Annotated in this window: 17 protein-coding genes; 14 read left to right on the plus strand and 3 right to left on the minus strand. The window is 64.7% G+C overall.

From position 1 onward, the window contains the following. Positions 1–8: 8 nt before the first annotated feature. Complete coding sequence (locus GRZ55_RS16220) at positions 9–1850, plus strand: AsmA-like C-terminal region-containing protein (protein WP_169287998.1); 1842 nt, start codon at positions 9–11, stop codon at positions 1848–1850. A 100-nt stretch (positions 1851–1950) separates the two neighbouring features. Beyond that, on the plus strand, positions 1951–2193 hold the full coding sequence (locus GRZ55_RS16225; RefSeq protein ID WP_169287999.1) for a hypothetical protein: 243 nt from the start codon (positions 1951–1953) through the stop codon (positions 2191–2193). An 87-nt stretch (positions 2194–2280) separates the two neighbouring features. On the opposite strand, the gene GRZ55_RS16230 is transcribed toward GRZ55_RS16225, so the two are convergent. Beyond that, entirely contained in the window at positions 2281–3315 is a 1035-nt protein-coding gene (locus tag GRZ55_RS16230; RefSeq protein ID WP_210257376.1) for a fatty acid desaturase, read from the minus strand. A 386-nt stretch (positions 3316–3701) separates the two neighbouring features. Here GRZ55_RS16230 and GRZ55_RS16235 point away from each other — a divergent pair, with 386 nt between their 5' ends. Genes GRZ55_RS16235 through GRZ55_RS16245 form a run of 3 tightly spaced genes read left to right on the plus strand, consistent with a single transcriptional unit; the run spans position 3702 to position 7193 of the window. After that, entirely contained in the window at positions 3702–4370 is a 669-nt protein-coding gene (locus GRZ55_RS16235) for a VOC family protein (RefSeq protein ID WP_210257377.1), read from the plus strand. Continuing rightward, entirely contained in the window at positions 4367–5644 is a 1278-nt protein-coding gene (locus tag GRZ55_RS16240; protein WP_169288002.1) for an FAD-binding oxidoreductase, read from the plus strand. Before GRZ55_RS16235 ends, GRZ55_RS16240 begins: the two co-directional genes overlap by 4 nt. Before the next feature lie 28 nt (positions 5645–5672). Beyond that, positions 5673–7193 carry a M81 family metallopeptidase gene (locus GRZ55_RS16245; protein WP_169288003.1) on the plus strand — a complete coding sequence of 507 codons (1521 nt, stop codon included), beginning with the start codon at positions 5673–5675 and terminating at the stop codon, positions 7191–7193. A 39-nt stretch (positions 7194–7232) separates the two neighbouring features. Here GRZ55_RS16245 and GRZ55_RS16250 read toward each other — a convergent pair whose 3' ends face one another. Together GRZ55_RS16250 and GRZ55_RS16255 are read right to left on the minus strand one after the other, a co-directional pair. After that, on the minus strand, positions 7233–8447 hold the full coding sequence (locus tag GRZ55_RS16250) for an amidohydrolase family protein (protein WP_169288004.1): 1215 nt from the start codon (positions 8445–8447) through the stop codon (positions 7233–7235). An 83-nt stretch (positions 8448–8530) separates the two neighbouring features. Beyond that, positions 8531–10036 carry an ABC transporter substrate-binding protein gene (locus tag GRZ55_RS16255; RefSeq protein ID WP_169288005.1) on the minus strand — a complete coding sequence of 502 codons (1506 nt, stop codon included), beginning with the start codon at positions 10034–10036 and terminating at the stop codon, positions 8531–8533. Positions 10037–10419: 383 nt separating this feature from the next. On the opposite strand from GRZ55_RS16255, the gene GRZ55_RS16260 reads away from it, so the two are divergent. The 9 genes from GRZ55_RS16260 (at position 10420) to GRZ55_RS16300 (ending at position 19794) form a co-directional block, all read left to right on the plus strand. Continuing rightward, the gene (locus tag GRZ55_RS16260; protein ID WP_169288006.1) at positions 10420–11199 is read left to right on the plus strand and encodes a GntR family transcriptional regulator; all 780 of its coding nucleotides are present in this window, start codon (positions 10420–10422) and stop codon (positions 11197–11199) included. Further along, positions 11196–12704, plus strand: a complete 1509-nt coding sequence (locus GRZ55_RS16265) for an ABC transporter substrate-binding protein (RefSeq protein WP_169288007.1) — start codon at positions 11196–11198, stop codon at positions 12702–12704. Before GRZ55_RS16260 ends, GRZ55_RS16265 begins: the two co-directional genes overlap by 4 nt. A 67-nt stretch (positions 12705–12771) precedes the next feature. Next, a complete protein-coding gene (locus tag GRZ55_RS16270; RefSeq protein ID WP_169288008.1) occupies positions 12772–13698 on the plus strand; it encodes an ABC transporter permease in 927 nt (308 codons plus the stop codon). A gap of 47 nt (positions 13699–13745) precedes the next feature. After that, positions 13746–14561 (plus strand): ABC transporter permease, encoded by an 816-nt coding sequence (locus tag GRZ55_RS16275; protein ID WP_368856634.1) that lies wholly within the window; start codon positions 13746–13748, stop codon positions 14559–14561. Between the two features lie 9 nt (positions 14562–14570). Then, positions 14571–15359 (plus strand): SDR family NAD(P)-dependent oxidoreductase, encoded by a 789-nt coding sequence (locus tag GRZ55_RS16280; protein WP_169288009.1) that lies wholly within the window; start codon positions 14571–14573, stop codon positions 15357–15359. A 23-nt stretch (positions 15360–15382) separates the two neighbouring features. Continuing rightward, entirely contained in the window at positions 15383–16294 is a 912-nt protein-coding gene (locus GRZ55_RS16285; RefSeq protein ID WP_169288010.1) for a polysaccharide deacetylase, read from the plus strand. Beyond that, positions 16287–17831, plus strand: a complete 1545-nt coding sequence (locus tag GRZ55_RS16290; protein WP_169288011.1) for a gamma-glutamyltransferase family protein — start codon at positions 16287–16289, stop codon at positions 17829–17831. Before GRZ55_RS16285 ends, GRZ55_RS16290 begins: the two co-directional genes overlap by 8 nt. Next, a complete protein-coding gene (locus GRZ55_RS16295; RefSeq protein WP_246734816.1) occupies positions 17828–18799 on the plus strand; it encodes an ABC transporter ATP-binding protein in 972 nt (323 codons plus the stop codon). Before GRZ55_RS16290 ends, GRZ55_RS16295 begins: the two co-directional genes overlap by 4 nt. Next, complete coding sequence (locus GRZ55_RS16300) at positions 18796–19794, plus strand: oligopeptide/dipeptide ABC transporter ATP-binding protein (protein WP_169288013.1); 999 nt, start codon at positions 18796–18798, stop codon at positions 19792–19794. The genes GRZ55_RS16295 and GRZ55_RS16300 overlap by 4 nt, the downstream gene beginning before the upstream one ends.

The raw sequence follows: 19794 nt of genomic DNA on the forward strand, positions 1-19794 counted from the left end.
GAGGACATATGAGATCGACACTGGCCAGGCGCGGGCTGCTCGCCGTTGGTGCGCTGCTGATTACCGGCTTGGTCCTGCTTGCCGCATTGCCGCTGATCGCCTCGACGCAAATCGTGCGCGACCGCATCGCCTATGAACTGAGCGCGTGGAGCGGGTATCGCGTAACGCTTGGCCAGGGTCCCGTGATCTCGGTCTGGCCAACCTTTCGCGCCCATCTGAGCGACGTTCAACTGACCGAATGGCGCGAGGCCTCGGGACCCGCGGTGCTGGAAGCCGAGCAGGTCGAGCTCGATCTCTCCGCCCTGGCGGCGTTGCGGGGCGAGGTGGCGTTCTCGCGTATCCACCTTCTGCGGCCACTGCTTCGAATGACGGAAGACGGACGCCTGCTGGGGGCCGAATCGGGGCCGAGCGGCGGACGGCTGATGCGGGCCATCGACATGTCCCGGACGCTGGTCGGTCCCGACGGGACGCCGCAGCCTGCCGCCACGATGCCCGACATGACCTTCGGCACGATCGAATTTTCGGAGGGCCGGATCGTGGAAAGCGATAATGGGCGCGACGAAGCAGTCGTCACCGGGCTGGCGGGGCGCGTCTACTGGCCGTCCCTGACCCGCAACGCACAGGTGAATGCCAGTGGCATCTGGCGCGGCGAGAGCTTCACCTTCGAGGCTTCGAGCGCTCAGCCCCTGCTGCTGTTCGCCGGCGCCGAGGCGCCCCTGCGCCTGGTCTTCGATTCACCTCCCGCAGCGGTTTCCTTCGAAGGCTCTGTGATCGTTTCATCCCAGCCTTTCCTCAAGGGCAGCGGACGCTTTGCCTCGCCCTCGCTGCGTCGCTTCCTCGAGTGGACGCAGACAGAGATCGCCGCCGGCGCGACCATCGGCTCGCTTTCTCTGGCAGGCGACGTGGCCGGCGAGGCGACGCGTCTCAAGATGGAGAACGTCACCCTCGACCTCAATGGAAACCAGGGTGCTGGCGTTCTCGACCTGTCTCTGGATGACGGCCTGCCGACGGTGGCCGGCACGCTCGCCTTTCGCACGCTCGACCTGCGCTCTTTCATGGCCACTTTCCTGCCGATGGCGGCCAGCCGCGGGCAGATGGACGATGCCGTCGATTCGGAACTGGCAAGCCAGATCAATCTCGACCTGAGGCTTTCGGCGGCAAATGCATCTGGCGGGGACGTGGCATTCACCGACCTGGCGGCGACCGTGCAGGTCAAGCGGGGCCTTGCCGCCTTTGACCTCTCCGACGCCACGGTCTTTGGCGGTACCGTTCAGGCAGGCCTGCGCATCGACCGTGCCGGGGAAAACAGCATGGCCGAGTTCCGCGTGAACGCCGAGCACATCGATGCGGGGGCTTTCGTGTTGAGTACGGGCATGCGGCGCATGGTTCCCCAGGCACGCGCCAATCTGGCCCTGAACGCAAAGGGCAGCGGCGCCGACTGGAACGCCGTGCTCGCCAATGCCGAAGGGACGCTCACCGCCGCTCTGGGCGAGGGTACGATCGTCGGTTTCGACATGCCGGCCTTTCTCGGCCGTGCATCGGAAGGAGCCTTCTTCGCCTTTTCCGAAGTGGCCAACGGCCAGTTGTCGATCAGCGGCGCGGAACTCAAGGGCACGTTGCAAAACGGCGTGCTGCGAATCGACCATTCGGAGGCCCGGTTGGCCGACCGCATCATCTCCATCGAAGGCATCGTGCCTTATCTGGGTCGGGCGCTGGCGCTTTCCGGCGAGATCTCGCCGCGTGCCGATCCCGAGATCGGGCCGGTCTCGCCCGAGGCGGCATTCTTCATCGGCGGCGGCTGGGACGCCCCCTTCGTCTCGCCCGTACTCTTTTTCGGCGACGTCAATTGAAGTCGCTGCAGCTTGCCGTTTCCCCAACGGAAAGGTTTCGTTCAGTCTCTTTGGTTAAAATTGTCGACGGGATTGAAATCTTCACTTGGGGCATGGGGCAATGTTCAAACTGCTGTCGGGTATCGTCAAGATCGCCCTGGTCACGCTTCTGACGGGGGCTGCACTGTCGGCGCTGGACGTGTCGGCCGCGGAAATCATGACAGGCTTCGGCCTCGGCTCGGAGGCACTTCTCGGGCTTGTGCGGCGAGGCATGGACTGGGCCGTGCACGGCATTCTGTTTGCTTCGCTCATCATTCTGCCGCTCTGGTTCGCCGTCTATGTCCTGCGACCTTCCCGGGGTTGACGGGTTGCCGGAATGTGGCGGCGCAGGCCGCACCGACACAGTCTTGGCGAATGTGCGCCTGTCGGGCCAGCCCTCCGACCGGCCTGTCTAGCCGGTCGCGATGGCCTGGCGCGCCTCGCGGAAGGAAATCAGGCGCCCGGCCGTTTCGTCCCACAGCACGAGTTTGACGCAGCGCAGGCTGTCCATAAAGGTGATCCGTCCGATATCGCGCAACTCGGGATGATCCCTCAGTACCTGTGGCAGCCGATAAAACGGTACCGTGCTGGCGAGGTGGTGGACATGGTGAATGCCGATATTGCCGGTGAACCAGTGCAGCACCCCCGGAAGGTCGTAGTGGGAACTGCCATGCAGGGCCGCGCCGTGAAAGTTCCAGTCATTGTCCTTCGACCAGTGCGTTTCCTCGAACTGATGCTGCACGTAGAAGAGCCATACGCCGGCGGTGGCCGCCATGAGCGTGATGGGCAGCTGAACCAGCAGGAACGGGACGAGGCCCATCAGCCAGATCAGGCCGATCGCGGGCAGTGCGATGCCCAGGTTCGTGGCCAGCGTGGAGATCCACGGCGTCACGCCGGAACGCATATAACCCACCGGCAGGCGATGCTGGCATATGAAAACCCACGCCGGCCCGAACCCGAACATGACCACGGGATTGCGGTAGAGCCAGTAGCGGGCCCTGCCCCAGCGCGACAGCGCTCGGTATTCGCCGAGAGTGAGCGTCGTGATGTCGCCCACGCCCCGGTGGTCGAGGTTTCCTGCCGTCGCATGATGGACCGCGTGGCTCCGTCGCCAGTAATCGTAGGGAGTTAGCGTGAGGACGCCAATTGCTCGGCCGATCCAGTCATTGAGCTTGCGCCGCGCGAACAGCGCGCCATGGCCGCAATCGTGCTGAAGCATGAACATCCGCACGAGGAAGCCGGCCGCAGGCACGGTCAGTATCAGTCCCCACCAGTGGCCGTGGACGACGGCAATCGCTGTGGCGGCCCACAGGATCACGAAGGGGACCACCGTAACCGCGATTTCGAACGCACTTCGCCATCCACTTGGCTGTCGGTAACGAGCCAGTATCGGACTCCAGCGGCGGGCTTCGGCCAAAGGGTCCGGCATGGCAGATTCGTCATTCATCATTGGATTCCAAGCTTCATAAGGTTTTCTTGCCACTGCCCAGCCAGCTGACTAAGGGCCTCATACAGCAACCGGGGGCGGAAGAATGTAGTTTAAAGGCGACGACGGTGACGTTTCTGAGGCCTTCGCCGCTTTCACGCGCTGAGCTCGGGACGGAGGAGGGGACCTGCAGCTGTGCAATGACGCCGTCCGCCGGGGTTAGGGGTGGAAATCCCGCCGAATGCGTTCGCCTGGAACGCCGGAGCGTATAGAAGGTGGAGCATGGCAAATACGGACGGCCGACACATGCCCACGGATGTCTACCTCGGAGACCGGCACTGCGCTGCGTATCGCGCATGCACGCGATTGATGCTCCGCGCTGTTGGCTGTCGCCCAGCGAGCATGACGTGACGCTTGATCTGCCGCTCGATCACCTTGTCGTCCTGGTGCCGGATCTCGACGCCGCGCGCATCGGTTTTGCTGATGCAGGTTTCACCGTCACGCCGATCGCGCGGCACAGCGCGAAGATGGGAACGGCGAACGCCTGCATCATGCTGCGGGGGACCTACATCGAACTGCTGGCCATTGTGGAGGATACCGCCGCAAACGAAGGCTGGCGGGAATTGCTGTCGTCCGGCCCCGGCTTGAAGGGAATGGCCCTGCGCAGCGGCGATCTCGACGCGACGGCGGCCATGCTCGAGCGGAAGGGCGTGATCGCGGAACCCGCGCGTGAGTTCGCGCGACCCATGCCGCAAGGGGATCTCCGCTTCTCCGTCATCCGACTGACGCGCGATCTCGCGCCCGGGCTGCAGTGCATCTATTGCCGGCACCACACGCCGGAACTGCTATGGACAGACGATGCCATGCGCCACGCCAATGGCGCAGTCCGCATCGTTCGCGCCGCTATTCCCGGTAGCGCTGCCCTTTCTGCTCTCGCGACCGGCGATGCGGCGAACACGCCGGTCGGCGACGGTCCTGAAGCCCGGATCACCATCGAGATGCAGCGTCCGTTCGGTGATGGCGAAGCCATACGCCGGGTCACGGGCGTCCGCTTGGAAGGAATTGTGACTGCATGAACTCCTGGCCCGCCGACCGACCGTCCCCGCTCTGGCGAAGCCTGTCACGCGAGCGCTTCTCGTCCGCTCCGCTGAGCGGCAACCATCGCGCCGACGTCGTGGTCGTCGGTGGCGGCATAGCCGGTTTGACGACGGCTCTGGAACTGAATGCCCGCGGGCGTTCGGTGGTGGTGCTTGAAGCCGCGTCCGTCGGTGCCGGCGCGTCGGGCCGCGCCAACGGTCAGGTGATCGCGGCGCTGACCCGATACGGGCCGGATGCGATACGACAAACGCTGGGAAAGCCGTTTCTCGAACTGCTTTCTTCCGCCGCGGACCGGCTGTTCGGCCTCGTCGACAGATACGGCATCAACTGCGATGCGCAGCGCACGGGCTGGCTGCAGCCGGCTCACACGCCGCGCCGCGCCGCGCGTGTGAAGGCGATGGCCGCGCAGTGGGTCGCGTGTGGCGCGCCAGCGCGCGCGCTCGACCGTGAGGAAATGGCGGCGCGCATCGGCTCGGACGCCTATTGCGGGGGTTGGGAGCATCGCGGCGGCGGGCATATCAATCCCTACGCATTCACCGTCGGCCTTGCGCGTGCTGCTGCGGGCGAAGGTGTGGTGATCCACGAGAACTGCCCCGTCACCGCGCTGACCTTCAAAGACGGGCTCTGGCGGGCCGATGCCATGGGCGGGACCGTGAGTGCGCCGCGCGTTGTGCTCGCCACGGCGGCCCATACCGGCGACCTTTGGCCGGGGCTGCGCCGCACCATCGTTCCGGTCACCTCCTACCAGGCCGCCACCGTTCCACTGGGTGCAATGGCAGCCGCTATCCTGCCGGGCGACGAGGCATTTTCGGACACCCGGCAGGATTTGCGCTACATGCGCAAGGACCGGGAAGGGCGCATCGTCTCGGGCGGTGCGCTTGCCCTTCAGGTCGCGGCATCGACGCGATTGCCGCGCCTGATCAGCGGCAGGCTCGGTCAATTTCGGCCGGAGCTCGCCGCGCTGCCGATCGAGCATGTCTGGGGCGGCCGGATCGCGATGACGGTCGACCGTCTTCCTCATCTGCATCGCACCGAAAACGGGCTGGCCACATGGATCGGCTGCAACGGCCGCGGGCTGGCACTCGCCTGTGCGATGGCGCAGGTCCTGGCCGATGCCGTCTGCGACGTGCCGGACGCCGAGCTCGCGCTGCGGCCCACGCCGCTTGCCACCGTTCCGCTTCATCCCTTCGTCAGCCGCACCGCGCGCATGATCCTGCCGTGGCTGCGCTGGCAGGACAGCCGCGAAGTCTGAACGCACCCACCATCATCCGGAGAAGTCCATGCCGCGCGCCGCCGTCGTCCAGCTCTTTCACGAGGCCAATGCCTTCACGCCGTCCAAGGCCGACTATGAAGGTTTTCGCTCGGCGCAATATGTCACCGGCGAAGACGTGCGCCGCGAGTTCGGCTCCACCAGCAATTGGCTGGGCGGCGTGACACAGGCACTCGACGAGGCCGGCTACGAAATCGCCTATGGTGTCTGTACCGGATGCCTGCCCGGCGGCACGCTCGATGGGGCGAGTTATCACCGGCTGGTTCGTGAGATCATGGCTTCGCTGGAAGAGATCCGGAAGGCCGGTCCGGTCGATCTCGTTGCGCTGGTGCTGCACGGCGCGCTGGTGGTGGAAGGGGTAGCCACCCCCGAGACCGATCTCGCCCGAAAGGTGAGGGCGCTGGTCGGTCCGTCCGTCCCGATCGCCGTGCCGCTCGATTTCCACGCCAATGTCGAGCCGGAACTGCCCTTCGTTGTGGACGTGGTGATCGGCGGCAAGCTCTATCCCCATGCCGACACCCATGCGCGCGGTAAGAGGCTGATCGAACTGGCACTTGCGCCCGAGCCATGGAAGACGCGCCGCTTCCGCCTGCCGATGGCGGCGCCGATGAGCGCCCAGACCAGTGACACGGCGCCCTTTTCCGAACTGGTGGCCCTCAGCAACGAGATCCAGACACGCGCCGGCCTTGCCGATGTCGTCGTCATGGGAGGATTTCCCTATGTCGACTCCGACGAGGTCGGCAGCTCCGTGCTCGTCACCGGCACAGATGAGAACGCGATGCGCCAGGCCTTCCGCGAGATGGCCGATGCAATCTGGCAGCGACGCGCTGCGATGCTGAAGATGGCACCGTCGTTCGATGACGCCGCCTCTGAAATTTACGCACATGCCGCAAAGGGCAGGGTGGTCGTCGGCGACGCCGGCGACAATCCCGGCTCCGGCGGCGTTGCGGATGTCGCCGACATCTTTGCCGCGCTTGCGGCGCAGCGCCTGCCCTTTGCCGCCGGCTTCATGGTCGACGGCAAGGCGGTCCTGTCAGCTCAATCGATCGGGGTCGGAAAGAGCGGCGTGGTGCCCATGGGCACGATGAGCGACGGCAGGACCTTCGCGCCGGAAGTCACGGTCGAGCGTGTCGGGATCGTCGAGTACCGCAACGAGGGGCCGAATCTTCACGGCGAACTCCTCGAAGGCGGGCTGGGTGCCGTGGTTCGTGTAGGTGATCACGGGCATATCGCCATCGTCACCGAGCGCATCCAGGCCTATGACACCCAGGCCTTCCGCAGCCAGGACATCGATCTGGAATCGAAGGCGATCATCCACGTCAAGTCGAGCAACCACTTCCGCTCCGCCTTCACGCCACTGGCGACCAATGGCGTGTTTGTGGTCGACAGTGGCGGCTGGGCCTCGACGGACGCCCGCCGCTTTCCCTTCACCAGGCGCGCCACGCGCATCCTGCCGCTTGCCGACCTCGACCGGGCCGAATGGGATCGGCAGATCGAGGCCGAATGCGAGGTCGCGTTCGGCCAGGACTGACGATCGACCGTCGCCGATGCGCTGCGTGTCGAAATGGCGCTACGCCACGACCTCGCCGCCCTTGATCGTATGGCGATGATGGGTGGCGAAGGCTTCCAGCACGCCCTTGTCGAGCGGATTGGCATCGAGAATGTTCAGGTCGGCGCGGAAGCCTCCCCGGACTTGGCCGATCTCGCTGTCGAGCCGCAAAAGCTCTGCAGCGGTTGAGGTGGCTGCGCGCAACATGTCGATCGGCGCGACGACATCCGCGCGCAGCCGGAATTCGTCGAGCTGGCGCTCCTGCATCGGGCCGATGAGGTCGGTGCCGTAGGCCATCGGAATCCCGATGCGCTGGGCCAGTTCAACCGCGCGGATGCCGGCATCCAGCACGTGATTGACCTTGTCGATCCGGTCGGTTGGAAACCCGCTCTTTGCCCCGACATCGGCGATGGCCCGCAGGATCGACAGTGTCGGCGTGAGATAGGCACCCCGCTCCTTCATCAGGACCGCGGTCTCCTCATCCAGAAGATTGCCGTGCTCGATCGAACGCACGCCATTGCGCACGGCGCGCCCCACGGAGCTCGCCGTGTAGGTGTGCGAGACGACATAGAGACCGGCCATCTCCGCCTCGTCGACGATCGCGGCGATTTCGGCTTCGGAGAACTGGTCGGAGGTAATCCGGTCGGTCGGGGAGGATACGCCCCCATTCGCCATGATCTTGATGTGATGCGCCCCACGGCGGATCTCGTCGCGCGCCGCCCGCCGAACCTCGTCGACACCATCGCAACGTCGGCCAAGGCTGACCAGCGAGTAGGCCATGTCCTCGGTGTCGGTGCCCATGCCGCGATGGTCGCCATGTCCGCCGCTGGGCGACAGCGCCTTGCCACCGTAGTGCAGGCGAGGTCCTTCCAGAAAGCCTTCCTCGATCGCACGCGCGAGGCCGAACTCGGCCCCGCCCACATCGCGCACCGTGGTGAAACCGCGTCGCAACATGGCTTTCAGCGTATGCGCCGTTCGTGCTGCCACATACATCGGCGACTGGCGCGGCAGCTCGCCCAGATTGGCGGTATAGGCCGTGACATGGACATGGCAGTCGATCAGGCCGGGGATCACGAACCCGCCATCGATCTTCACGCGCCGTGCGTCGGGCAGACCTTTCACAGGCTCTTCGGCGACTTCGCGTATCAGGCCGCCTTCAAGCACCAGATGCCGGTCGGCAAGGATGGTGCCGGTATCCACGTCGACAACGTTGCTGTTTTCGAGAACGGTGATCACCGCCCGACTCCTCTGACGTCTCATGCCGGAAAATGGATAGGGACCGGGCGTGCTGGCGCCCGGTCCCTTCTCGATGCGTAGACTTACTGTCCCGCCCAGCCGATGCGGTTCAGAAAGATGTTCTCGTTGGCCAGCGGGGTGAACTCGATCTCCTCGGCTGCGCCATAGATGACGGAAGCCTGGTAGAGCGGGATGACATAATTCTTGCTGGCCACGATCTCGCTGATCTGCTGGTAGAGTTCCAGACGCTCGTCCGTGTCGATCGTTGCACGCGCGGCATCCAGCGCCGCGTCGAGTTCCTCGTCGGCGACATTGGCCCAGCCGCTCGACGAATGCAGGATCGGATACATGATGCCGTCGGCGTCCTGACAGCCGCAGCTCCAGCGGCTGAACGAGGTCTGCGGAATGCTCTCGGGACCCGACTGCATGCGCTGCATCCAGTTGCCCATGTCCGTCATCTCGATCTCGGCGTTGAGGCCGGCATCGACCAGCATCTGCTGGATCGCCTGCACCACGCGCTGGTCGTAGACCGGCGCGGTCAGGATCGAAAATTCCGCGGTAGCCGTATCGCCCAGTTCCGCGAGTATCTCCTTCGCCTTCTCCGGATCGTACTCGGCAGCCTCGATGCCCTCGACATAGCCGAACGAGGCAGGCGAGACGAGCTGTGAGACAGGAGCCTCATAGCCGCCCAGAATTCCTTCCACGATGCCTTCCTTGTCGATCGCATGGGCAATCGCCAGACGCATGCGCTCGTCGTCGAGAGGTGCCTTCTGCACGTTCATCGCGAAATAGGCGACGCGCTCGGTGCGGGCCGCCAATACCTTGCCGACGCCGCCGCTCTCGACCTGGGCAGCAAGGTCGCTGTCGATGTTGGTGACGATATCGCTCGTGCCGGACTGCAAATTGGCGACGCGGGTCGCCGCGTCCGGTACCGCGCGGAAGGACGCCTTCGGGAACACGCCCTTCTCGCCCCAGTAGTCGTCATTGCGGGCGAGGATCACTTCGACGCCGCGGTTCCATGATTCGAACTTGTAGGGCCCCGAGCCGACAGGATTGGCGTTGAATTCGTCCTTTGAGACGGCTTCGACGACATGCTGGGGCACGATCGAGAGTTTGGTGAGCTGCGCGAACAGGACCGGGTAGGCGCCATTCGTCGTCAGGACGACGGTGGTTTCATCGGTCGCGACGGCGTCGATGATGCTGTTGAACTGTCCCAGCTGCGGGCTCGCGAATTCCGGATCCGTGATGCGCTTGACGCTGAACACGACGTCATCGGCCGTCAGTTTCTCGCCGTCATGGAAGGTGACGTCGTCGCGGATCTTGAACTCGATCTCGGTGTCGGACAGGTAGGTCCACTCCGTTGCGATCTGCGGCGCGAACTCGCCGCCATCGTCACGCGTCATGAGGTTGTCGAAGATGTTTCGGTAGACGTTGAAGCTGTCAGGGTTCCACTGCATGTGGGGATCGAGCGAATTCGGCTCGCCCACGAAATCGATGACGATCATGTCCTTGGCGGCTGCCAGCGTGGCCGGCAGCGTCAACGACGAGGCAGCCAGCAAGGCCGCAATCATAAGCTTGTTCAGTCGCATTGGTCTCTTCCTTCCAATCCGTATCTTGTTCCCCAGGCCACCCGCCGACGGGCGGTTGCGTCGACAATCGGCCAACGCTAGATGCTCCAACTGACATCTTAGTGTGCAGTGTTGGCACATCAGATTTTGATCCTTGCACGCTTCAAAACCGTGGGCAACAGGAATTCTCGCTCTGCTGGCCAGCCAGCGCGGCCCGGAGCAGCGCATGTTGAAGAACGTTGTAGGAGGCTTGACGTATAGGGCTTCAGATAGAAGGATGCGGGAGTTCTGCTTTCGGACTTGCCGCACGAACCGATTTTTGCGCGAGCGTGAAAGTAAGAGAAACGCGGCATTCTCATTCGCATGCTGCGATGACAGTTGGACTATCTGAGAGGTTAGATAGAATGCTTGACCATGACGCCTACGCCTCTCCCTTGCCGCCGCAGGGCAAGGGTGAAGCCGCCGAGCGTGCACTCCGCAGCGCCATCGTGCACTGCGTGCTTGCGCCGGCAGAGCGTCTGTCGGAAGTCGAATTGGCGCGCGAGTTCGGGTTGGGGCGGGGCGCCGTGCGCGCCGCGCTGGCCCGTCTGCAGGCCAGCGGCTTCGTCTCGTCCAGCGCGCGAAGCGGCTGGTCGGTTACCCCCGTGTCGGCGGCCGAAATCCGCGAACTCAGTGCGGCCCGGCGACAGCTGGAACCGCTTCTGTGTGGCGTCGTGCTGGATGAGGCCGAGCGCGCGCATCTCCTGAGGCAGGCCGAAATGCATACGGCGCTGACCCATCGACAGGAGCTCGGCGGCGATATGGTGCCGACCATCCGCCGCTGCGAGCGTGACATCCTTGAAGCCCTTTCGGCCCGGCTGGGCATGCCCATCGTCGCCGGCTGGCTGACGGACCTGTGGGATCGTTCGATCCGGCTCGTGAATTTCTTCGAGGCGCGCGGGCCGTCAAAGCTGGCACCAGCCGATCGCTCGCGCTTTGTCGAGGCGTTGATCGAGGGCCGCAAGGCCGACGCGCTCAGTCATCTCGCCGCCGCCAATGCCGCGTTGGAAACCTATCTGCTGGACCGCTTCCTTGAATCGGAAGCGATGGTCGGCACGCGCAATCCGCGTCGCGCGGCGGAAAAGGAAAAGCCAGTCGACCGGCGGGCAACGAAATCACCATCCGGAATGAGGACAATACGATGACCCATAAGCTGGCTTACTCGTTTTCTCTCGCACTAAGCGTGGCCATTGCCGGCTCCGCCCTTCCCATGGACGATGCGCGCGCCAAGGATCTGCTGGTCGTGGATCTCGTCAGCGAGCCTTCCTCTCTGGATCCGCACCGCCAATGGAATCCGGACAGCTACTACGTGTACCGCAACATTTTCGACAATTTGCTGACGCGCGACAATGACGGTCAGATCGTGCCGCAGATTGCGACCGAGTGGGAAAACACGTCCGACACGGAGATCGTGTTCAAGATCCGTGACGACGTCACCTTCCATGATGGCGAGAAGCTCACCGCCCAAGACGTGGCCTTCAGCGTGAACCGCATCATCGATCCTTCTTTCGGCAGTCCGCAGCTCGGTCAGTTCAACAAGATCGTCTCTGCCGAAGCGACCGGCGAATATGAGGTGACGCTGAGGACCGATGGCGCCTACCCGGTGCTGCTGGCTCAGCTCGTCAAGCTGTCGATCGTCCCCCAGCACATCGTCGAGGAAGTCGGCGCTGACGCTTTCAATGCAAGCCCCGTCGGCTCCGGTCCCTACCGTTTCGGGGAGTGGCAGCGCGGTATTTCGGTGCGCCTTGACCGCAATGACGATTATTGGGGCGAGGTGGGCGTATTCCCGGCGGCCGAATTCCGCGCCGTGCCGGACGCGTCGACCCGCGTTGCAAATCTCCAGGCTGGCGAAACCGATCTCGCGGTGACGCTTGATTCCGACCTTGCCGCGCAGCTTGAAGGGTCGGCCAACGCCAAGGCGGTTTCCGTGCTGACCGAGCGCATCGGCTACCTCAAGCTCAATCCGACCCGCGCCCCGCTCGACGACCAGCGCGTTCGTCAGGCGATCGCCCATGCGATCGACAAGGAAGGTATCGTGGAGGGTATTCTGGGCGGCTTTGACGCGCCCGTGGCGCAGATGGCAACGACGTCGCATTTTGGATATGTCGAAGGCATCGAGGCCTATCCCTACGATCCCGAGGCCGCGCGCAGTCTGGTTGAAGAAGCCGGTGCGGCCGGGCAGGTGGTCTCGTTCGCGACCTCCCCCACTTTCGACCAGCGTATCGTCCAGGCCCTCGCCCAGATGATCAGCGATACCGGCCTCGTCGCCGAAATCGAGCTGACGGATATGGCAACCTACCTCCAGCGCGTGCAAAGCGAGCCTGAGGACCAGCCCTATATGGCCTTCGGCCGCTGGTCCTGCGCGTGTCAGGATGTGGACGGCGTTCTCCACTCGTTGCTGCATTCGTCGAGTTCATGGTCGGCGCTGTCGGATCCACGCATCGATGCACTGCTCGACGAAGCACGCAACACGCTCGACGAGGACCAGCGCCTTGCCGCCTACGGCGAGGTCAGCAGTTTTGTGGCCGAGGAGGTCCCTCTCGTGCCGCTCTACCAGGCTGCCATCATCTACGGTGCGGCCAATGGGCTTGAATGGCAGCCGACCTCCAATGAAAGCATGTTCCTGAACCGGATGGGCTGGTCCGACTGAACCTGCAACCCCTGCGGCGGTCCCGTGAAACGCCGGGCCGCAATGCGATTCGAGAGGCAGTGCCCACGTGTCGGCGTTCTTTCTGAAGCGGATATTCCAGGCGCTGATCGCCGTGATCGGCGTGATGACGCTCATCTTCTTCCTGCAGCGGCTGACGGGCGACCCGGTTCTGCTGCTGGTTCCGCAGAACGCCACAAGGGCGGACATCGAGGCCATGCGAGTCACGCTCGGCTTCGATCGGCCGCTGGCGGTTCAATATTTCGACTACATGGCCGGGCTTCTCACATTCGATCTCGGCCGCTCCTACATCCAGAACATCCCGGTCTGGACGCTGATTGCCAGCCGCCTTCCCTACACGCTGATGCTGGCGGGCGGGGCGCTGGTCGTGGCCTTCGGCATCGGCATCCCGCTGGGCGTGCTGATGGCGGTGCGGCGCGGCAAGCCGGAATCCAAGGTGATGATGGGCTTCGTTCTGGCCGGCCAGTCGATGCCGACCTTCTGGAGCGCCATCCTGATGATAATGGTGTTCGCGGTGTGGCTGGGTTGGCTGCCGCCCTCGGGTGCGCGCTCGGCCTCGAGCCTGATCATGCCGTCGATTGCGCTCGGGCTCCTGTCCATGGCCACCTTCGCCCGCGTCGCCCGCACCGCCGTGCTTGATGAGCTGGAAAAAGACTACGTGCGCACCGGCCATGCCAAGGGCCTGCCGATGAACCGCATCGTCACGCGTCATTTGCTGCGCAACGCCGCTATTCCCGTCGTCACCGTGGCCGCGCTCGAGATCGCCAATCTGCTGGCCGGCGCGGTGATCGTGGAGACGGTGTTCGCGTGGCCGGGCCTGGGTCAGCTTACCGTGCAGGCCATCAACGCGCGCGACTTCATGGTGGTGCAGGCGGTCGTGCTCCTGGGCGCTGTCACCGCGATCTCCCTCAATCTCATCGCCGATCTTCTCTACAGTCTGATCGACCCGCGCATCCGCATGGAGGCGAACCCGTGAGCGCGGCAGCATCACCCCCCCGACCAAACCCCGTCAGGCATTCGTCGATCCCCTGGGCGGTTGTGCCGTTTGGCCTGATCCTTCTCGCCCTCGTGCTGATGGCGGTCTTTGCCCCGCTGATCGCGCCGGTCGATCCCAGCACGCAGAACCTCCTTGCCCGGCTCAAGGCACCTGGAACCGAGGCGCGCGGGGTAGTCTACCATCTGGGTTCCGACGAGCTGGGTCGCGACGTCCTCAGCCGCGTGATCTACGGCGCGCGAATCTCGCTTCTGGTCGCCTTCGCGTCGGTCATCCTGTCGGGCATTTTCGGCAGCATCCTTGGCATGGTCGCCGCTTTCCAGCGCGGCTGGGTCGAGACCATCATCATGCGCCTCGTCGACATCGTGTTGTCGGTACCGGCGATCCTGCTTGCCATCATCACCGTCGCGGTGCTGGGACCGAGCCTCTACAACGTCGTCATCGTTCTCGCGCTTACGCGGTGGCCCCGCTATGCGCGCGTCGCCTATGGACAGACGCTGTCTGTGGCCAACATGCCCTATGTGCGCCTCGCAAAGTTCATGGGAGCGGGCTGGTTCAGGTTGCTTTGGCGCCATGTCCTGCCCAACATCGCTGGCGCGCTCATTGTCGTTGCCACGCTCGAATTCGGCCTGATGGTGCTGTTCGAGGCAGGTCTGTCCTTCCTGGGCCTGGGCGTGCAGCCGCCCACGGCAAGCTGGGGCGCGATGCTGTCGACGGGCCGGAACTATGTCGGGAACGCCTGGTGGATCGCGACCTTCCCCGGGCTCGCTCTGTTCCTGCTCGTGCTCTCCATCAATCTCATCGGCGATCATGTACGTGACCGCCTCGACCCCCGCTCACGCTAGGACAAGTGCATGCAGTTTGCAGACGAATTCAACGGTCGGAAGGTCATCGTCACCGGAGCCTGCGGGATCATCGGCGGCTGGATCGCCGACGGCTTCCGCGACGCCGGCGCCACCGTCTGTCTCACCGATCGCGATCAGGGACGGCTCGACCTCATGCTCGCGGACTGGGCGGGAGACGGCCATCTCGCCATCGCCGCCGACCTCCGCGATACGGCTTCGATGAGTGCACTCGCGGATCGGGTCGCAACCGAATGGGGCGCCCCCGACATCCTGATCAACAATGCCGGCATCTATCCCTCGGGCTTCCTGCTCGACATCGATGTTGACGAATGGGACGCCGTTTTCGAGGTCAATCTGCGCGCGCCCTTCGTCTTGTCGAAGCTCTTCGCCCGGCAGATGATCGAGGCGAGGAAGGGGGGATCGATCGTCAACATCTCGTCGGGCGCCTCGCGCAAGATGCGCACCACGGTCGTGCCCTACTGCACCTCGAAGACCGCGCTCGACCGGCTGACCAAGGGCTTCGCGCTGGAACTCGCCGAATACGGCATCCGCGTCAACGCGGTGGAGCCAGGCTTCATGGCCGGCAGCGATGTCAGTCCGCTCTCCGACGAGCACGTGAACGCTGCCATCGGCTCGATTCCGCTCGGCCGGCCCTCCTCGCCCTCGGATGTGACGAGCGCCGTGCTCTATCTGTGCTCGCAGGCCGGCGCCTATGTGACCGGCGGCACGCTCACGGTCGATGGCGGCAATTCGATCGGCACCAAGGCCGTCTACCAGGACAAGAAGAAGGCGCTGTGAGCGGCGCACGAGAAGAGGACCACATGACGGACCATCTGACCATCAAATCTCCCTGGCCTGCCTATGAATGGCCGGAAGGCAAGCAATCGGCCGCGCTCCTGTCGGTCGATGTGGATGCCCATTCGCCGTTTCTGTGGTCGCTGCGCGACGGTGTGCCGGACCGACTGGCCGGCATCGAGATACGCCGCTTCGGACCCCGCACCGGCCTCTATCGCCTGCTCGACCTCTTCGCCCGCTATGGCTTCAAGGGCAGCTTCTACGTGCCGGGCTTCGTGGCTGAAACCAATCCCGAGATACTTCCGGCCATTCTCGAAGGCGGCCACGAGATCGGCCTGCACGGCTATTTTCACGAGATCGTCGCCGAAGCCTCCGACGCTGAGTTCACCGGAGCGCTCGAAGCGAGCATGGAACTGTTCGTCAAGCAGACCGGTCAGACGCCCGTCGGCTTCCGCTCTCCGGCCTGGGAACTGACGCCGCACATGCTGGCTGAAATCAAACGGCTCGGCCTGGCCTATGACTCGTCCCTGTCGGGCTTCGATCACCCCTACGAGGTCGACGGCCTCGTGGAACTCCCCGTTCAGTGGGCGGTAGACGACGCGATCTTCTTCAAGTTCGAGGGCGGCGGCCGTGACAAGTGGCCCTTGCAGTCTGGCCGCACGGTCCTGGACGACTGGCTTCGCGAGTGGCGAATGCTGCACCGCTATGGCGGCATGTTCACGCTGACCGTGCATGACTGGATTTCCGGCCGCGCCCAGCGCATCGCGCTTCTGGAGGAGATGTTCGACGCGATCCGCGCGGAGAACACCGCGTGGGTCGCGACCGCGCGCGAGATTGCCGCCTTTCACGCCGGCTCGGCCAACAAGGGCCGTTTCAACGTCCCCGCTCACGTGCCCGATGCCATTGGCCACCGCAGGTTCGGACAGACGCATGGGTGAGCATTGGATGGTTCGCAAGGGCGAGGTGCGCAGCGACAAGGGCCTCGTGGCTTGCCAGAACGGGCTGGCGGCGGAGGCAGGCGCAGCCGTCCTGTCGCGCGGCGGCAATGCCATGGATGCCGCGGTCACCACGGCGCTGACGCTGAGCGTGGTGGAGCCGTGGCTGTCGGGTATCGGCGGAGGCGGCTTCCTGCTCCATGCCGACGGCAGCACGGGCGCGGTCGACACGCTCGACTTCAACGTCGATTCTTCCCGCAACATCGACATCGCCGACTATCCATTGGTCGAAGGCCGCGACGGAGACTGGTTCGACTGGCCATCGGTGAAGGATGACCGCAATCTCATCGGCTACCATTCGATCTGCGTGCCGGGCGCGATCGCTGGTCTGGCGGAGGCACTGGAACGGTTCGGCACGATCAGCTTCGCCGAGGCCCTGCAGCCAGCCATCGAGCATGCAAGGCGCGGGCTGGTCGTCGACTGGTTCACCGTTTTGTGCCTCGCCATAGATGCGGAGGGGCTTGGTCGCTTTCCCGCTTCTGCCGGCCTGTTTCTGAAGAATGGCCGCGCGCCGCGAGTGCCGGAGACGGGCACCGTGCGCACGATACCGATGCCGCGAAAGGCGGCGATGCTGGAGCGGCTGGCCAGCGCCGGCGCGCGTGATTTTTACGAAGGCGAGGTCGCGGCGTCGATCATCGCCGATCTGCAGGCAGGTGGCTCGGCGATCGACGCGGGTGAACTGGCGGCCTATGCTCCCGTCTGGCGTGAGTCACTGCGTACGGATTTTCACGGCCTCACGGTGCATTCGATGTCCGGCCTCTCGGGTGGACCGACTCTGGCCGCCGCGCTGCGGGAACTGGCACGCGCGCTGCCAGAAGGGGAGCCGCTGTCGGGCCAGGCGGCGCTCAGCTTTGCCCGCGCAATCCGCCGCGCCTCCGAGCACCGGCTGCGCACGCTGGGGCACGCCAATGGCGACAGTTGCACCACGCATCTGAGCGTCGTCGACAAGAACGGCACCATGGTGTCGCTGACCAACACGCTCCTCTCGCGCTTCGGCTCGAAGGTTGTGCTGCCGTCAACCGACATGCTGATGAACAACGGCATGATGTGGTTCGATCCGCGTCCGGGCCAGCCCAACGCGATCGCGCCGGGCGTGCGTCCGCTCGCCAACATGTCGCCGATCATTGCAACCGACAGCGAAGGGCCGAGGCTCGCGCTGGGCGCGGCCGGCGGACGACAGATCGTCGGCGCCATCACGCAGATATTTGCCTATGTCGCCGCCTACGGCATGTCGCTGGAAGAGGCCTTCCACGCCCCGCGGCTCGATGCCAGCGGCGTGCGCCTGCGTGTAAACCGCAAGGCGCAGGCGGATGTCGCCACGCGGCTCGGCGACGAGTTCCCCATCGAGATCGTCGAGGACACTCTTTACCCGGTAAACTTCGCCATTCCTTCAGCCGTCCTGCGCGACGGCGTGGAAAATGTCGGCATGGCCCATCAGAACCACCCATGGGCGGCGGTCGGCGTCGAGAGCGCGTCATGAGCCCGGTGCTGCATGTCGACGACCTCAAGGTAACGATTGGCGGCAACCCCGTCGTCGACGGCGTGAGCTTCGACGTCAATGAAGGCGAGATCGTCTCCATCGTGGGCGAATCCGGCTGCGGCAAGTCGATGACCGCCTTTGCCGTGATGGATCTGCTGCCCAAGGCCGCCCGGCTGGCCGGCGGCCGTATCATGCTGGGCGACACCGATTTGCGCGCGCTGTCGGAGGCGCAACGGCGCAATCTGCGCGGCAACCATCTGGCGATGATCTTCCAGGAGCCGGTCGCCTCCCTCAATCCGCTGATGCCGATCGGTCGCCAGATCGCCGAAAGCCTGATCGTCCACCGCAAGACGCAAGGCCGCGATCCGCGCCTTGCCGCGATCGCCATGCTGGAGGAGGTCGGCATTCCGGAGCCGGAGATTCGCGCCGGCCAGTATCCCTTCGAGCTCTCCGGCGGCATGTGCCAGCGCGCGATGATCGCCATGTCACTGATCTGCCGGCCCAGATTGCTGATAGCCGACGAGCCCACGACGGCGCTTGACGTGACGATCCAGGCCCAGATCCTCGACCTGATGAAGCGGCTGCGCGATGAGACCGGCGCTGCCATCCTCCTGATCACCCACGACATGGGCGTGGTGGCCGACATGGCCGACCGCGTGGCCGTCATGTATGCGGGCCGCGTCATCGAACAGGCTCCTGTCGATGACATCTTCGCGCGTCAGGAACATCCCTATACGCGTCTGCTCCTTTCCACCATTCCGAGACTCGACGGCCGGCCCAAGGTAACCCTGCCCAGCATCGAGGGCATGGTGCCCGACATCGGGCAATGGCCGGTCGGCTGCCGCTTCAATCCCCGCTGTCCGCTGGCCGATCAGCCCTGCATCGAGGCCCAGCCGGCGCTGGCGCCGCGTCGCGACACGGGCTTCGCGGCCTGCTGGCATAGCGACCGTGTGGAGACGATGCTGTGAGCCAGCCGTTGCTTTCCGTTCGCGACCTCAAGGTCCATTTTCCGATCCGCGGCGGCCTGCTCGGCAAGCCGTCCGGCTGGGTCAAGGCGGTCGACGGGGTCGATATCGACATCGGGCGCGGCGAGAGCGTCGCGTTGGTGGGCGAATCCGGTTGCGGCAAGTCAACACTCGGCGCCGCGATCCTCGGCATGCAGAAGCCCACCTCCGGCACGATCATGTTCGAGGGCCGCGAAATCTCGCGCGACACGGCCGCCACCAGGCGTGCGCTTTCCCGCGAGTTGCAGATCGTGTTTCAGGATCCCGTTTCCGCCCTCAATCCCAAGCTGACGATCGGCGAAAGCATCGCCGAGCCGCTGGCGATCCATGGTGTCGGTACTGCCGGCGAGCGGCGCGATCGCGTTGCCGAACTGCTCGGGCTGGTCGGCCTGCATGCCCAGCACGCGGCGCGCAAGCCCACCGCCTTTTCCGGAGGCCAGCGCCAGCGCATCGTGATTGCCCGCGCGCTCGCCCTCAATCCCAAGCTGCTGATCCTCGATGAGCCCGTATCCGCGCTCGACGTGTCGATCCGCTCGCAGATCTTGAACCTGCTTCTGGACCTCCAGAAACGGTTCGGTCTGTCCTATCTGTTCATCAGTCACGATCTGTCGGTGGTACGCCACTTCGCCGATCGGGTCGCGGTCATGTATCTCGGTCATATCGTGGAAAGCGGCGCGACCGGCGATGTCTTTGCCAACCCGGTTCACCCCTATACCGAGGCGCTGCTGTCGGCCGTGCCGCTCCCCGATCCCGTCGCTCAGCGCAGCCGCAGGCGCATTGTGCTGAAGGGAGATTTGCCAAGCCCGGCCAATCCGCCCAAGGGCTGCAAATTCGTCACGCGCTGCCCTCTTGCAGAGGCCGTGTGCCACGAGACGCATCCACCGCTGGTTGGCGTCGGCGATGGCTGGCAAGCCGCCTGCCACGTGCGTGCGCCCGCACCTCTCGCAATTCCAGGATAG

This window comes from Chelativorans sp. ZYF759 (genome assembly GCF_012911015.1).
In the GTDB taxonomy this organism is placed as follows: Bacteria; Pseudomonadota; Alphaproteobacteria; order Rhizobiales; family Rhizobiaceae; genus ZYF759.

Excerpts from the sequence above, each read along its gene's own strand:
- GRZ55_RS16220 (WP_169287998.1), top strand. The coding sequence starts at position 9 with ATGAGATCGACACTGGCCAGGCGCGGGCTGCTCGCCGTTGGTGCGCTG.
- GRZ55_RS16225 (WP_169287999.1), top strand. The coding sequence starts at position 1,951 with ATGTTCAAACTGCTGTCGGGTATCGTCAAGATCGCCCTGGTCACGCTT.
- GRZ55_RS16230 (WP_210257376.1), bottom strand. The coding sequence starts at position 3,315 with ATGAATGACGAATCTGCCATGCCGGACCCTTTGGCCGAAGCCCGCCGC.
- GRZ55_RS16240 (WP_169288002.1), top strand. The coding sequence starts at position 4,367 with ATGAACTCCTGGCCCGCCGACCGACCGTCCCCGCTCTGGCGAAGCCTG.
- GRZ55_RS16245 (WP_169288003.1), top strand. The coding sequence starts at position 5,673 with ATGCCGCGCGCCGCCGTCGTCCAGCTCTTTCACGAGGCCAATGCCTTC.
- GRZ55_RS16255 (WP_169288005.1), bottom strand. The coding sequence starts at position 10,036 with ATGCGACTGAACAAGCTTATGATTGCGGCCTTGCTGGCTGCCTCGTCG.
- GRZ55_RS16260 (WP_169288006.1), top strand. The coding sequence starts at position 10,420 with ATGCTTGACCATGACGCCTACGCCTCTCCCTTGCCGCCGCAGGGCAAG.
- GRZ55_RS16265 (WP_169288007.1), top strand. The coding sequence starts at position 11,196 with ATGACCCATAAGCTGGCTTACTCGTTTTCTCTCGCACTAAGCGTGGCC.
- GRZ55_RS16280 (WP_169288009.1), top strand. The coding sequence starts at position 14,571 with ATGCAGTTTGCAGACGAATTCAACGGTCGGAAGGTCATCGTCACCGGA.
- GRZ55_RS16285 (WP_169288010.1), top strand. The coding sequence starts at position 15,383 with ATGACGGACCATCTGACCATCAAATCTCCCTGGCCTGCCTATGAATGG.
- GRZ55_RS16290 (WP_169288011.1), top strand. The coding sequence starts at position 16,287 with ATGGGTGAGCATTGGATGGTTCGCAAGGGCGAGGTGCGCAGCGACAAG.
- GRZ55_RS16295 (WP_246734816.1), top strand. The coding sequence starts at position 17,828 with ATGAGCCCGGTGCTGCATGTCGACGACCTCAAGGTAACGATTGGCGGC.